Raw genomic sequence first — 13384 nt, 5'->3', positions numbered from 1 at the left:
TCGCAGTCCGAGGGAGAAATAGCGACTGTTTGAGCGCGCTGCAGCCTTGTCAGTAAAGGATCTCGCGACGAACTTCAAGTAAAGCTTGAAAAGCGCGAAATACTGTATAAAAATACAGTCATCTGTCCATCCATACAGTGCGCCGAGGCTCCAGCAAGTGACCAAACCCTCAAAACTTACCGCGCGACAGCAGCAAGTGTTCGAGCTCATCCAGCGAGCCATCGACCGCACGGGCTTTCCGCCCACGCGTGCCGAGATCGCCGCCGAGCTTGGCTTCAGTTCCGCGAACTCCGCCGAGGAACATCTGCGGGCACTGGCGCGCAAGGGCGTGATCGAACTCGCGGCGGGTTCGTCGCGTGGCATCCGCCTGTTGGGAGGCTCCGCGCGCATCGACCGTTCGGACGACCTTCCGCATCAGTTCACCTTGCCGCATCAGAGCATCATGCAGTTGTCGCTTCCGCTGGTCGGGCGCGTTGCGGCAGGCAGTCCCATCCTTGCGCAGGAGCATATTTCGCAACACTACGCGTGCGACCCTGCGTTCTTTTCGGGCAAGCCCGACTATTTGCTGAAGGTGCGCGGCTTGTCCATGCGCGACGCGGGCATTCTCGACGGCGACCTGCTTGCCGTACAGAAGCGCAATGAAGCGAAAGACGGGCAGATCGTGGTCGCGCGTATTGGCGACGATGTCACGGTGAAACGCTGGAAGCGCCGGCCAGATGGCGTGGAATTGGTCGCGGAGAATCCCGACTACGAAAACATCTTCGTGCGCTCCGGCAGCGGCGACTTCGCGCTGGAAGGAATCGCGGTCGGGCTCATCCGCTCCGGCGAGTTCTAACGCACGACTCGAGCGCGCGGCGCGTCAACATCGCCGCCCGCTTCGCCTCCTCGCCCTCGCGCGACGCGGCACGTTTCAAAAATTACAAGCATGACGGCCACCGCTCGCGGCGTGCCGCGGTGCGTCCTATCGTCTGTCGTCTGTCGTCCGCCGTCTGGAGAGTCATCATGGAACGTTTCGCCCGTTTGCTGCCCTTTCGTCAGTTTGGCCGTCTGCGTCATTTGCGCTCGCTGATCTCATGTGCCGTGGCGCGGCCTGAAGCGGCGCCCGATCTCTTCGACGAGATGCCCGCGTTGCCGTCGCGTCAACCCGCCTTCGCCCGTGTGTCGCTCAAAAGCGCGGTGCATGCGGAATCGGAACAGCGCGCGCCGGTACGGGTGTATCGCAGTGAGTCGCGGGTAATCATGGTCGGCAATATCGGCGAGGTGTCGCGCATGATCGACCGGTGTATCGACGAGGAACGCGCCGGCGTTAGCAGCGGCATTCTGGCCTGAGCGCGGTCGAGCGTTTGCCGAGTGAATTTGAGTTATGTGCAATGCAGGCAGTCCGCAATCTATCGGCTGCAAGGAATGAAGCTCGGGATATATCCGGCGTGAACATGGTCAATCGTTCTTTCATGTCACCCATGTCACGCCGGGGGTCGTTCCTTCGCATGTCCCGCACTACGCGTTATTTCGTCGCCGCGCTCGTCATTCTCTTCATCGTTGCAGGGTTAAGCCTTGTCTATGCGTCGCCCTATATCGCGCTGAACCGCGTCAAGCACGCGGCCGATGCACGCGATGCACAGACCGTCAACGAATACGTCGACTTCCCCGCACTGCGTGAAAGTCTCAAAGAGCAAGTCGGCGCACTGCTGACGCGGCGCGTCGATATCCAGAAGAGCGGCAATCCGCTCGCGATCATCGGTGCAATGATCGGCGCGGCGCTCGTAGGGCCGCTGGTGGATTCCTACGCTACGCCCGAAGGCGTCGCCGCGATTTTGAATGGCATTCCGCCGCGGGGAGATCCAGGCGAGCATCCACCGGATGTCGTGCCACCGGTTCGAGACGGTCAGGCGGCGGCGAGTTCACCGCCGTCGGAAGCGGCATCGAGCATGGTTGCGACTCAAGAACCGCCGCGACAACCACCGCAGACCACGGCCGGATATCGCAGCTTCGATACGTTCGTGGTGACCTACCAGCACGGTGCCGGCGATGCGCGGTACTCCGCGATCTTTCATCGGTACGGGTTGATAACGTGGAAGCTGGTTGCGGTTGATTTGAACGGGTGAGTTCGTTGTTGGACAACCATTAAAGTGCCGGTAAGCGCTTCATGGCATTTTTTGCGGCGTTAAGCGTGCGCGGCCGTCACGCAAGGAGACGGCAGCTGGCGCTGATAGCGCAAAAGAGCACTGGCCGACGCAGGCCAGCCTCATCGCGCAAACCTATCCTCAAACACTTACTTCGGCCCGGTCCGGCTTCGCCGCATAAGCCGCCTCATCTTCCGCTTCGGCCGACTCACCTGCCTGACAAACCGCAACCAATATGCTGCATGACACGCGATCGAGCAGCGGTGTGTTGCCCGCGCCCATCCACCAGCGCGCGAGACCGCTGCGGCATCGATGGCCGACCACGACCAGATCGACCTTAAGACTTTCCGCCAGCGTGGCGATTTCATCGATCGGATGCCCGAATGCGAAATGGCCCTGCGCCTGCAAGCCGCGTTCGCGCAGCCACTCCACGCCTTCTTGCAGGATATCGCGTGCGGCATCCTCGAACCGTCCGCATGCCATGTCGGTCAGAAGACCGGCGCTTTGCGCAATGCTCGAACGCATATCCACCACCGCCAGCACGTGCGTCTCCGCGTTCAAGGCAAGCGCGAGATTCGCGCCCTGACGCAACGCCTTGCGGCCCTCTCTGGAGCCGTCGTAGCACAACAGGATTTTTCGATAGCCTGACATCATGATCTCCCTGCCGCGTAGCCGATGGTGTCGGCAAATCGAGTGCGGCGCATCTTCATCATGGTAGGTCGCCTCATGCGTGGCAACGATGGAAAACGCTTACATGGCAACAAGCGCTAGCGCACACCGTGCCAGAGGCCTGAGCGCCTTGCCAGACAAGCGCGCGGCGCCATTTGCCAAAACAACAGGAAGACGCGATGCACGCTTCGATCACAGGAACGATGCATGCGCTTGCATGCAAAGCGCCGCGCTGGTGCATTGGATTACACTAGCCGGCTGAGTTTTCTCCTCGCAGGACGGCCGCATGACCGACATAAATCACCGAGCTGGCGCGAACCCGAACGCGGCGCCAGCGATCGAATTCAGCGAAGTCAGAAAACATTACGGCGAGCGAAGTGTCGTCGATGGCTTGTCGTTCGACGTTCAGCCTGGCGAGTGTTTCGGCCTGCTTGGCCCGAACGGCGCGGGCAAGACGACGACGCTCAAGATGCTGCTCGGCATTACATCGCCCGACAGCGGCACGATCCGTCTCGTCGGCGAACCCGTGCCAGCGCGCGCACGCTTCGCGCGGCAACGCGTGGGCGTCGTGCCGCAATTCGACAACCTCGATCCCGACTTCACCGTGCGCGAAAACCTGCTCGTCTTCGGCCGCTATTTCGGCTTGGCAGGCGCGCGCATGGAAGCCATCGTGCCTTCGTTGCTCGAATTCGCGCGCCTCGAAAGCAAGGCCCAAGCGCGCGTCGGCGAACTGTCGGGCGGCATGCGGCGGCGGTTGACGCTGGCGCGCGCCCTCGTCAACGATCCCGACGTGCTCGTGATGGACGAACCCACCACCGGCCTCGATCCGCAAGCGCGCCATCTGATCTGGGAACGCCTGCGCTCGTTGCTTTCGCGCGGTAAAACCATTCTGCTCACGACGCACTTCATGGAAGAGGCCGAACGCCTGTGCGACCGGCTTTGCGTGATCGAGGAAGGCCGCAAGCTCGCGGAAGGAAGGCCGCGCGAGTTGATCGAATCGGTGATCGGTTCGGACGTCATCGAAATCTACGGACCCGATCCGCAGGCGCTGGCCGCCGAACTGGAACCGTTCGTCGCGCGCACGGAGATCAGCGGCGAAACGCTTTTCTGCTATGTCGACGACCCGCAGCCCGTGCATGCGCGCGTGAAGGGCCGGACGGACGTGCGCTATCTGCATCGTCCGGCGAATCTCGAAGATGTTTTTCTGCGCCTGACCGGGCGCGAGATGGTGGACTAATCAAGCGATGGACACTTTCGATCGATCAGGCGCAAGCATCGAGAAAACACGCGTGCGAGCCAAACACGCCGATACGCTCTCGCCCATGAGCAACGCGCTTCCCGCCAACGCGAGCAACTGGATGTCGGTATGGCGGCGCAATTATCTGGTGTGGAAGAAGCTCGCCATTGCATCGATGATCGGCAATCTCGCCGATCCGATGATCTATCTCTTCGGGCTAGGCCTCGGTCTCGGCTTGATGGTCGGACATGTCGACGGCGTGTCGTATATCGCGTTTCTCGCGGCGGGCACGGTGGCGTCGAGTGTGATGATGTCCGCGAGTTTCGAGGCCATGTATTCCGGTTTCTCGCGCATGCACGTGCAGCGTACGTGGGAAGCGATTATGCATACGCCGCTGACGCTCGGCGATATCGTTCTCGGCGAAGTGATCTGGTCCGCGAGCAAATCGGTCTTGTCGGGCGTGGCGATCATGCTGGTGGCGGGCGCGCTTGGCTATGCGAGTTTTCCGTCGATGCTGCTCGCGCTGCCCATCATCGTGCTTACGGGACTCGCATTCGCGAGCACGGCGATGATCGTCACAGCCATTGCGCCGAGCTACGACTTCTTCATGTTCTATCAGACGCTCGCGCTCACGCCCATGCTCTTGCTCTCCGGCGTGTTCTTTCCGGTCGCGCAATTGCCTGCTTTTGCGCAGCATGTGACGCAGGCGCTGCCGCTTTATCAGGCGGTCGAGTTGATCCGCGCCGCCATGCTCGGCCGGCCCGTGCACGGACTCGCGTTGCATCTCGCGGTACTCGCGGCGTATTCGGTTGTGCCGTTCTTCCTGTGCGCGTGGCTGTTTCACCGCCGCATGATGAAATAAAGGGCGATGAATCATCGCCCTTTATTCCGACAGACAACCACGGATTTACTTCACGCCGAACTCTTTGTGGCCGCCGAAGCCGAAGCGCATTGCCGAAAGCATGCGCTCCGGGAAGGCTTCGGCATCGCGCGACCGGAAGCGCGTATAAAGCGCCGCTGACAACACTTGCGCCGGCACCGCTTCCTCGATGGCCGCTTCGATCGTCCAGCGCCCTTCGCCGCTATCGGCCACTTCGGTCGAGTAGCGTTCGAGCGAACCATCGCCCGCAAGCGCGCCCGCGGTCAGATCGAGCAGCCACGACGACACCACGCTGCCACGCCGCCAGACTTCCGCGACATCGGCCAGATCGAGCGTGTAGCGCTCGTTTTCCGGCAATTCGGTCGATTCCTTGTGCTTCAGAATATGGAAGCCCTCGGCATACGCCTGCATCAATCCGTACTCGATGCCGTTGTGCACCATCTTCACGAAATGTCCCGAACCCACCGGTCCGCAATGCATGTAGCCGTTCTCGACACGCGCATCGCGTCCGTCGCGGCCGGGCGTCAAGGGAATGTCGCCGCGTCCCGGCGCAAGGGTCGCGAGAATCGGATCGATACGGTTCACCACCGCGTCATCGCCGCCGATCATCATGCAGTAACCGCGCTCCAAGCCCCAGATGCCGCCTGACGTGCCGACATCGACGTAATGCAGGCCCTGCGCTTTCAGCTCGGCGGCGCGGCGGATATCGTCCTTGTAGAAGCTGTTGCCGCCGTCGATGATCACGTCGTCCGGGCTCAGAATCTGCCGGAGATCGTTAAGCGTGTCCTCCGTGATCTTGCCGGCGGGCAGCATGAGCCAGACGACGCGCGGCGTGGCAAGTTTTGCGACCAGATCGCCGAGATCCTTCGCGCCGGTCGCGCCTTCGCTCGCGAGTGCGTCGGTTGCTTGCGGACTGTGGTCGTAGACGACGCATTGATGCCCGTCGCGCATCAGGCGGCGTCCGATGTTGCCGCCCATGCGCCCCAGTCCGACGATGCCAATCTGCATGTCCGTTACTCCTTGCCGTTGTGTTTGACGCGTTCGATCTGCTTTTTCGCTTCTTCGTAGACGCGTTCCGGCGTGAAGCCGAATTTGGCCTGAAGCGCCTTCAACGGTGCGGACGCACCGAACGTATGCATGGCGAGCACGGTGCCGAGCCGGCCGACGTAGCGGTCCCAGCCGAGCGTGCCGGCCTGTTCGACCGCAACGCGAGCATTCACGGCATTCGGCAACACCGATTCCTTGTAGGCTTCGTCCTGTTTCTCGAAGAGGTCCCACGAAGGCATCGATACGACGCGCGCCGCGATGCCTTCGGCCTTCAGCGTCTCGTAGACGCCCACGCACAGCGCGACTTCGCTGCCGGTGGCAAGCAACAGCACTTCGGGCGTCTTGCCGCCTTCGGTGTCGGCAAGCACGTAAGCGCCGCGCCGCACGCCTTCAGCCGACGCGTATTTCTTGCGATCGAAGGTCGGCAGCGGTTGACGCGTCAGCACGATGCACGACGGCTCCTTGTGATACGACAGCGCGACGCGCCATGCTTCGCCGACTTCGTTGGCATCGGCGGGACGCAGCGTGGTGAGGCCCGGCACGCCACGCAACGAAGCGAGTTGCTCGATCGGCTGGTGCGTCGGTCCGTCCTCGCCCACGCCGATGGAATCGTGCGTGAACACGTAGACCACCGGCAGTTCCATGATCGCGGAGAGGCGGATCGGCGGCTTCATGTAGTCGCTGAAAATTAGGAACGTCGACGCATACGGCCGCATGTTGGACAGCGCGAGTCCATTGGCAACCGAGCCCATGCCGTGCTCGCGAATGCCGAAGTGCAGATTGCGGCCGTCGTAGCTCGTTGCCTCGAAACTGCCCGCGCCGTCGAACTTCAGATTCGTTTTCGTTGATGGCGACAAGTCCGCCGCGCCGCCGATCAGCCAGGGAATGGACTGCGCGATGGCGTTCAGCACCTTGCCCGACGACTCGCGCGTGGCGATTCCCTTTTCGTCCGGCTCGAAGGTCGGAATGCTCTTTTCCCAGCCTTCCGGCAGCTTCGCTTCGAGCATCAGCGTGAGTTGCTTCGCGAGATCCGGATAGTCCTTGCCGTAGGAATCGAACTGCTTCTTCCAGGCTTCGTGCGCCGCCTTGCCGCGCGCGCCCATGCCGTCGGCGAAATGTTGCACTACGCCGTCGGGCACGAGGAACTGCGCGTCTTCCGGCCAGCCGTACGCGCGCTTCGCCGCCTTGATCTCATCGGCGCCGAGCGGTTCGCCGTGCGCGGCCGCCGTGTCCTGCTTGTTCGGCGCGCCCCAGCCGATGATGCTCTTCACCACGATCAGGGTCGGCTTGTCGGTGGTCGCCTTCGCCTTGTTGATGGCCGCTTCGAGCGCGGCGGCGTCGTTGGCGTCGTCGACGTGCAGCGTGTTCCAGTTGTAGCCGTGAAAGCGCGCTTCGACGTCGTCGCTATACGCAAGGTCGGTGTGTCCTTCGATCGTGATGCGGTTGCTGTCGTAGATCCAGATGAGATTCGACAGCTTCAGGTGCCCCGCGATCGATGCCGCTTCGTGCGAGATTCCTTCCATCATGTCGCCGTCGCCGCAAAGCGCGTAGACACGGTAATCGAATAGCGGCGAATCGCTTTTGTTGAAGTGCGCTTCTTTCCAGCGCGCGGCCATCGCCATGCCGACGCTGTTGCCGAGACCCTGACCGAGCGGACCTGTCGTGGTTTCGACACCGGTCGTCATGCGGTATTCCGGGTGGCCCGGCGTCTTGCTGTCGAGCTGACGAAAATTCTTGATATCGTCGATCGAGATGGCCGGCTTGCCGGTTGGCTTGCCGAACTCGTCGACTTCCTTCACGCCGGACAGATGCAGCAGCGAATAGAGCAGCATCGACGCGTGCCCGACCGACAGCACGAAGCGGTCGCGATTCGGCCAGAGCGGCGCGTCGGGATCGTAGCGAAGATGGTTCTGCCAAAGATGGAACGCGACTGGCGCGAGCGCCATCGGCGTGCCGGGGTGACCCGAATTGGCTTTCTGCACGGCGTCCATCGACAGCGTGCGAATGGTATTGATCGTGAGCGTGTCAAGATCGGCGGAAGACTTCGGCGTTGCTTGAGACATGAGCGACGACTCCTTTGCTAAGGGCGCGCTGTGGCTGAGGGCGCCGCAGCGGGCAACCAGGACCATCGAGCAAGTGTAGTGCCTTACAGCCGGCACTGCATCGCAAGTGACACATGGGGCGCGCCGTCGCCCTTATCTGGCGGTGATTCCGGGGCGCGGACAAGCGGCGGCGTTACGGCAGGATACGGACGCAATGCATCCTTGAAGCTTTGCAAAAGTAAGGCAAGGTCTAAGTAAGCGAAGCGCGCATCGCCGATATTGCGTGCGCGCGAACGGTCAATCGTGACACATCCGCGCGCAGGCCATCAGGTTTCGCGCCAAGGCCTTGTTCGCAAACGGTTTAAGGCGCGGCAAAGGCGTGACCGGAAGGACGGTTCAAGGCGCCGGGTTAGGCTGACGTTCATGAAGCGCTTCGATCTCGGCGATGATTTCCTCGGAAAGTTCGACGTTCACGCTGTCGATGTTTTCCTTCAGCTGTGCCATCGACGTCGCACCGATCAGCGTGCTCGTCGTGAACGGACGGCTGTTGACGAACGCCAGCGACAACTGCGCGGGCGTCAAACCGTGGCGCTTCGCCAGTTCGACATAGGAAGTGACGGCAGCGATTGCCTGCGGCTTGCTGTAACGCTGAAAGCGCTCGAATAGCGTGATGCGCGCGCCGGCCGGGCGCGCACCGCCTTCGTATTTGCCCGAGAGCCAGCCGAAGGCCATCGGCGAATAAGCAAGCAGGCCCACGCCTTCCTTGTGCGTGAATTCGGAGAGCCCAAGTTCGTACACGCGGTTCACGAGACTGTACGGATTCTGAATGCTGACGACGCGCGGCAAGCCCGCCTTTTCCGACGCGCGCAAGAATTGCGCGACGCCCCACGGCGTTTCGTTGGACAGCCCGATATGACGAATCTTGCCGGCCTTTGACGAGTTCGCCGAGCGCGGCGAGCGTTTCCTCGATCGGCACCGTGTATTCATCGTCGATGTACGGATAGTTCGGGCGGCCGAAGGTCATCGTGCTGCGGTCGGGCCAATGCAGCTGATACAAATCGATGTAATCCGTTTGCAGGCGCGCGAGGCTGCTGTCGACGGCTTCGACGATATTCTTGCGGTCGAACTGGTTGCCCGCGCCGCGGATGTGCCGCGGATTGTGCGGCTGGCGCGCGGGCCCGGCGATCTTGGTGGCAAGCACGATATCGGCGCGCTTGCCGCCGTTCCTCGCGAGCCACGTACCGATGTACTCCTCGGTGCGGCCTTGCGTTTCAGGGCGCGGCGGGACCGGATACATTTCGGCGGCATCGATCAGATTCACGCCTTGAGCGAGCGCGTAGTCGATCTGTTCATGCGCCTCGCTCTCGGTGTTCTGCTCGCCCCAGGTCATGGTGCCAAGCCCGATCAGACTCACGTCGACACCCGAATCTCCCAGCTTCCGATACTTCATTGCGTTCCCTCTTGTTGCCATTGTGTTGGCGTTGCGTTGGCGTCCTGTCGGCCTTTCGTCGGCGATGCAGTCGAACGGCGGGCCGCAACCGCAAAAATTACCATAGCCGTGCGAGATCTGCTGTCGTGGCTAAAATAGCGGGCCGCGTCACGGCTTTGCAGCGCATCCGAACCTACCCATTTTGCACAAGGAAGTCTCAGCCGATGCCCTCTCCCGCTGCTCCAACTGACAACGAACGCGCGCAGCGAGGCTCATCGCTCATCATTACGCTGGTCGCGGCCACGTTCTTCATGGAGAACCTCGACGGCACGATCATCGCGACCGCGCTGCCGCAGATGGCGCATTCGTTCAACGTGCATCCGGCCGAGATGAGTCTCGGCATCACCGCGTATCTGCTGACGCTCGCGGTGTTCATCCCGATTTCCGGCTGGGCCGCCGACCGCTTCGGTTTGCGCACGGTGTTCGGCAGCGCGATCGCCGTTTTCACGGCCGCTTCCGTGCTGTGCGCGACGACTTCGACCCTGCCCGCGTTCGCGGCGGCGCGCGTCTTGCAGGGCATCGGCGGCGCGATGATGGTGCCGGTCGGGCGCCTGGCCGTGCTGCGCGCCACGCCGAAGAACGACCTCATGCGCGCCATCGCCATCATCACCTGGCCGGGGCTCGTCGCGCCGGTGATGGGACCGCCGCTCGGCGGCTTCATCACCACGTATTCGTCGTGGCGCTGGATCTTCTATCTCAATGTGCCGCTCGGCATCATCGGTTTCTTGCTCACGTTGCGCTTCATCGACAACGTGCGCGCGGATGCGAAGCGCCGCTTCGACCTCGTCGGCTTCGCGCTGTGCGGAATCGCCTGCACGACGCTGCTCTATGCGATGGAGCTGATCGGCCGCAACGAGACGTCGTGGCGCTACGCCGGCGTGCTCGTGATCGTCGGCGTGGTGGCGAGCGTCGCGTCGTGGTGGCATTTGCGGCGCGCGGCGCATCCGGTCGTCGATCTGTCGGCGCTCAAGGTAAGGACCTTTGCCGTGGCGATGGGCGGCGGGTCGCTGTTTCGCATCGCCATCAGCGCGGCGCCGTTTTTACTACCGCTGATGTTTCAGGTCGGCTTCGGGCTGAACGCCTTCGAATCCGGCCTGCTCACGCTCGCGGTGTTCGCGGGCAATCTTTCGATGAAGCTCATCACCACGCCCGTAATGCGGCGCTTCGGCTTCCGGCCGGTGCTGATCGTCAACGGCGTGATCGCCGCGCTTTCGCTTGCCGTGATGAGCTTGCTCACGGCATCGACGCCGACGTTCGTGATCGTCGCCTTGCTGTTCGCGAGCGGCTTGTCGCGCTCCTTGCAGTTCACGGCGCTCAATACGCTGAGTTTCGCGGATGTGCCGAAATCGCAGATGAGCGCGGCATCGGCGTTATCGAGCACGCTCTTTCAGATGACGATGGGCGTGGGCGTCGCGGTCGGCGCCATCGCCCTGCGCTTTGCCGAATGGCTGCATGGACACGACGCGCAGTCCATCGCGACGGAAGATTTCAGCGTGGCATTTTTGATCGTCGGGCTGGTGGGATTGATCGGCGTGGTGGATCTGTTCAGCCTCAAGCGCGATGCGGGAGCGCTCGTGTCGGGGCATAAGGGGAAGGTTTGACGGATTCGTCGTGTGTTGGGTTTCGGAGCGACACTGTCGAAATGAAGGCCGCGTTTTTGCGGTGATCTCCTGAGCGGCCTTTGCCTGGCCTCAAGTTTCGCTCCGACGCGCCGTAATCCGCGTTATGAACACGCACAGTCTCGACTCCATCGCCGCTCTCAGCGAAGCTGTAGCCGTCATCCGTCACGCGCGCGGGCTGAAGAATCCGAACGACCTGCCCACCGGCACGCCTGAATGGAAAGCCGCGAGCGATGCCTTCGCCGACGACTTCGTGCGCGCACTCGACGGCGAACCGAGCGTGCGCGCCTGGTGGTGTTTCTGATCTTCCGATCGTCGATGCAAGCCGATGCGTTGAACGCCGTTTCCCGCGCGAACCCGGCAATTCCTACGAGTCTCATTCCCGAAATTCCGGTTTCCCGAGTCAGGTCTTCCTAAATCGCTCAACGTTTGCGCCTGGCTATCAAGACCACCGGCCCCCACGCCGAAAACTTGCATATCACCATGATCCTTTCGGGAGCCGCCTGTGAAGTGGGCCGTTTCTTTTCTATCTATCGTCGTTGTCAGTTCCCTGACCGGCTGCGCGCCGCTGCCGGCCGCCAATCCGGTCGCGCAGACCGATAAGCCGCCGGTCGCCACGGGCATCATCAGTTTCGAGATTCCCGCCGATGCCCTCGGCGCCCGCGATGCGCAACTCAGCGCAATTCTCACCAAAGCCGGCTCGCTTGCAGCCGCGCAGAAGCAGCCGACCACCATTCTCGTCACCGCGCTCGCGCAGGATTTGCCCTATATCAATCAGGCAATCTGGAGAGGCGTGCCGGCGAAACGCACCGTCCGGCTGAGCCTCGAGAACCGCACCGCCGGCGCGCGCGAGCCGTACAGCGTGTCGATCAAACCAACGCAAGGAGGCTGACATCATGCGACGCACTCTCTTGGTCATCGGCGGCTTGCTGGTTTTTTCGACCGCATCCGCTGGTCCGCTCGATGTCAGCGCGCCCGGCGTGCAAACCTTGGCCGCGCTCATGCCCGGCTCGCCGCGTGTGTATCCGCCGCTGCCGACGCTCGCCATGCTGCCGCCTTCGACCGGCGACGACGAACTTCCCGCCAAGCCATCCGCGAAAAAGAGCAGAAAGGCGCGCCCGGTCGCGGATTGCCGATGCGACGGTCCCGAACCGCGTCTCGTGGTATCAGGCGAATCGCGCAGTTATATGAAAGACATCGAACAGCGGCTGGACGCCGCGTTGATCCGCTGAACGCCAGATGGGCGGACAACAAACGCCTATCGACCGCTTCGTATAAGACCAACACGGGAGCCACGATTCATGTTTCCACCAGCGATAGCCGCCACGCGGCTTGCCCTCGCCGCCTGCGCGGCGCTCGGATTGTCGCTTGCATCCGGCGCGGTGCACGCCGATGACTGTTTCGAACTGGCGGGCGCGTATCAGGGCGTCAATCCGCTCGTGCTGCGCGCGGTTGCCTGGCGCGAGTCGAAAGGCGACGCCAGCGCAGTCAACCGCAACGCCAACGGTTCCATCGATGTCGGCCAGTTGCAGATCAATTCGATTCATTTTCCCGACCTGGCGCGCCAGGGCATTCCGCATCGCGCGCTCGCCGATCCGTGCGTAAACGTGTTCGTCGCGGCGTGGCTGCTCAAGCAAAAGATGGTCAAGTACGGCAACACGTGGCGCGCGATTGGCGCTTATCACTCGGAATCGCCGAAACATCGCGATGCCTATGCGCGAAGCATCCAAAGCATTCTCGTGAGCTGGGGCGAATTGCAGCCGGCGATGCCCTAAGCTTCGGCATCGACGATTCAGCGCCTTCGCGCCTTCGCGCCTTAGCGCCTTAGCGTTTGAGCCAGTCGAGCCAGCCAAGCGCGATCGCCGCGTTGACGATCACACCGGCGGTGGCCGCGATTGCCGCGATCATCGTCCAGAAGGCCGAACGGCGCGATGCCTGCGCGGATTCGCGGGCGAGTTGCGCGGCGTCGTTGGCCGAATTGACGGATGCGAACATCGCGCGAAACTGCTCGTCCTGATGCGCGACCTCCTTGCCGTGCAACCACGCGCGTTTGGATGCGGCTTCGGGGTCGCTCGTGGCGGCTTCGTCGAGATCGGCGCGGACGGACGCTTCGCCCGCGGCGTCGTAGCGGCGAAAGCGTGCTTCGCGGGTGCTGCCGTGGTCTTCTTCGGGTGGATGGCTCATGTGACGCTGATTTTGATCGTGGCTTCGAGAACAGTCGATTCTGCCAGCAGTCCGAGGCGCGTCGTGTCCCGGTTCGCAGGCAGCAGACACGACC

General features: G+C 62.4%; 14 protein-coding genes and 1 pseudogene. 10 read left to right on the top strand and 5 right to left on the bottom strand.

Features of this window, described 5'->3' with window-relative positions:
• Nucleotides 1–157: 157 nt before the first annotated feature.
• The 3 genes from lexA to P9292_RS34685 all read left to right on the top strand — a co-directional run bounded on the left by lexA (nt 158) and on the right by P9292_RS34685 (nt 2105).
• Nucleotides 158–835, top strand: a complete 678-nt coding sequence (gene lexA, locus P9292_RS34695) for a transcriptional repressor LexA (protein ID WP_250464764.1) — start codon at nt 158–160, stop codon at nt 833–835.
• 167 nt (nt 836–1002) lie between these two features.
• Nucleotides 1003–1329, top strand: coding sequence for a hypothetical protein (locus P9292_RS34690; RefSeq protein WP_309963660.1), 327 nt, complete (start codon nt 1003–1005; stop codon nt 1327–1329).
• 158 nt (nt 1330–1487) lie between these two features.
• Nucleotides 1488–2105, top strand: a complete 618-nt coding sequence (locus P9292_RS34685) for a DUF2939 domain-containing protein (protein ID WP_309963657.1) — start codon at nt 1488–1490, stop codon at nt 2103–2105.
• Between the two features lie 159 nt (nt 2106–2264).
• Here the strand turns inward: P9292_RS34685 and P9292_RS34680 are convergent, their stop codons facing one another.
• The gene (locus tag P9292_RS34680) at nt 2265–2774 is read right to left on the bottom strand and encodes a universal stress protein (protein ID WP_250464890.1); all 510 of its coding nucleotides are present in this window, start codon (nt 2772–2774) and stop codon (nt 2265–2267) included.
• A 304-nt stretch (nt 2775–3078) separates the two neighbouring features.
• On the opposite strand from P9292_RS34680, the gene nodI reads away from it, so the two are divergent.
• A complete protein-coding gene (gene nodI, locus P9292_RS34675; RefSeq protein ID WP_309842683.1) occupies nt 3079–4029 on the top strand; it encodes a nodulation factor ABC transporter ATP-binding protein NodI in 951 nt (316 codons plus the stop codon).
• Between the two features lie 85 nt (nt 4030–4114).
• Nucleotides 4115–4891, top strand: a complete 777-nt coding sequence (locus P9292_RS34670) for an ABC transporter permease (protein ID WP_309964285.1) — start codon at nt 4115–4117, stop codon at nt 4889–4891.
• Nucleotides 4892–4936: 45 nt separating this feature from the next.
• Here the strand turns inward: P9292_RS34670 and gnd are convergent, their stop codons facing one another.
• From gnd to P9292_RS34655, 3 genes and pseudogenes are all read right to left on the bottom strand, one after another.
• Entirely contained in the window at nt 4937–6001 is a 1065-nt protein-coding gene (gene gnd, locus P9292_RS34665; RefSeq protein ID WP_244828041.1) for a phosphogluconate dehydrogenase (NAD(+)-dependent, decarboxylating), read from the bottom strand.
• Nucleotides 5923–8019 carry a transketolase gene (gene tkt / locus P9292_RS34660; protein WP_309963656.1) on the bottom strand — a complete coding sequence of 699 codons (2097 nt, stop codon included), beginning with the start codon at nt 8017–8019 and terminating at the stop codon, nt 5923–5925. The genes gnd and tkt overlap by 79 nt, the downstream gene beginning before the upstream one ends.
• A gap of 375 nt (nt 8020–8394) precedes the next feature.
• Nucleotides 8395–9448: pseudogene (locus tag P9292_RS34655) on the bottom strand (NADP(H)-dependent aldo-keto reductase).
• Between the two features lie 203 nt (nt 9449–9651).
• Here P9292_RS34655 and P9292_RS34650 point away from each other — a divergent pair.
• The 5 genes from P9292_RS34650 to P9292_RS34630 all read left to right on the top strand — a co-directional run bounded on the left by P9292_RS34650 (nt 9652) and on the right by P9292_RS34630 (nt 12881).
• Entirely contained in the window at nt 9652–11088 is a 1437-nt protein-coding gene (locus P9292_RS34650; RefSeq protein ID WP_309963653.1) for an MFS transporter, read from the top strand.
• A gap of 124 nt (nt 11089–11212) precedes the next feature.
• Complete coding sequence (locus P9292_RS34645) at nt 11213–11410, top strand: hypothetical protein (protein ID WP_244825252.1); 198 nt, start codon at nt 11213–11215, stop codon at nt 11408–11410.
• Between the two features lie 201 nt (nt 11411–11611).
• A complete protein-coding gene (locus P9292_RS34640; RefSeq protein WP_309842672.1) occupies nt 11612–11998 on the top strand; it encodes a hypothetical protein in 387 nt (128 codons plus the stop codon).
• Between the two features lie 4 nt (nt 11999–12002).
• Complete coding sequence (locus P9292_RS34635) at nt 12003–12338, top strand: hypothetical protein (protein ID WP_250509053.1); 336 nt, start codon at nt 12003–12005, stop codon at nt 12336–12338.
• Between the two features lie 69 nt (nt 12339–12407).
• Nucleotides 12408–12881, top strand: coding sequence for a lytic transglycosylase domain-containing protein (locus P9292_RS34630; protein WP_250525821.1), 474 nt, complete (start codon nt 12408–12410; stop codon nt 12879–12881).
• Between the two features lie 49 nt (nt 12882–12930).
• Here the strand turns inward: P9292_RS34630 and P9292_RS34625 are convergent, their stop codons facing one another.
• Complete coding sequence (locus P9292_RS34625) at nt 12931–13290, bottom strand: hypothetical protein (RefSeq protein WP_244825260.1); 360 nt, start codon at nt 13288–13290, stop codon at nt 12931–12933.
• Nucleotides 13291–13384: the final 94 nt, after the last annotated feature.

Source organism: Caballeronia sp. LZ001 (assembly GCF_031450875.1).
In the GTDB taxonomy this organism is placed as follows: Bacteria; Pseudomonadota; Gammaproteobacteria; order Burkholderiales; family Burkholderiaceae; genus Caballeronia.
The sequence above is the reverse complement of the archived record's forward strand: the minus strand, read 5'-3'. Positions and strand labels throughout refer to the sequence as shown.

Excerpts from the sequence above, each read along its gene's own strand:
- P9292_RS34690 (WP_309963660.1), top strand. The coding sequence starts at position 1,003 with ATGGAACGTTTCGCCCGTTTGCTGCCCTTTCGTCAGTTTGGCCGTCTG.
- P9292_RS34685 (WP_309963657.1), top strand. The coding sequence starts at position 1,488 with ATGTCCCGCACTACGCGTTATTTCGTCGCCGCGCTCGTCATTCTCTTC.
- P9292_RS34680 (WP_250464890.1), bottom strand. The coding sequence starts at position 2,774 with ATGTCAGGCTATCGAAAAATCCTGTTGTGCTACGACGGCTCCAGAGAG.
- nodI (WP_309842683.1), top strand. The coding sequence starts at position 3,079 with ATGACCGACATAAATCACCGAGCTGGCGCGAACCCGAACGCGGCGCCA.
- P9292_RS34670 (WP_309964285.1), top strand. The coding sequence starts at position 4,115 with ATGAGCAACGCGCTTCCCGCCAACGCGAGCAACTGGATGTCGGTATGG.
- tkt (WP_309963656.1), bottom strand. The coding sequence starts at position 8,019 with ATGTCTCAAGCAACGCCGAAGTCTTCCGCCGATCTTGACACGCTCACG.
- P9292_RS34650 (WP_309963653.1), top strand. The coding sequence starts at position 9,652 with ATGCCCTCTCCCGCTGCTCCAACTGACAACGAACGCGCGCAGCGAGGC.
- P9292_RS34645 (WP_244825252.1), top strand. The coding sequence starts at position 11,213 with ATGAACACGCACAGTCTCGACTCCATCGCCGCTCTCAGCGAAGCTGTA.
- P9292_RS34635 (WP_250509053.1), top strand. The coding sequence starts at position 12,003 with ATGCGACGCACTCTCTTGGTCATCGGCGGCTTGCTGGTTTTTTCGACC.
- P9292_RS34630 (WP_250525821.1), top strand. The coding sequence starts at position 12,408 with ATGTTTCCACCAGCGATAGCCGCCACGCGGCTTGCCCTCGCCGCCTGC.
- P9292_RS34625 (WP_244825260.1), bottom strand. The coding sequence starts at position 13,290 with ATGAGCCATCCACCCGAAGAAGACCACGGCAGCACCCGCGAAGCACGC.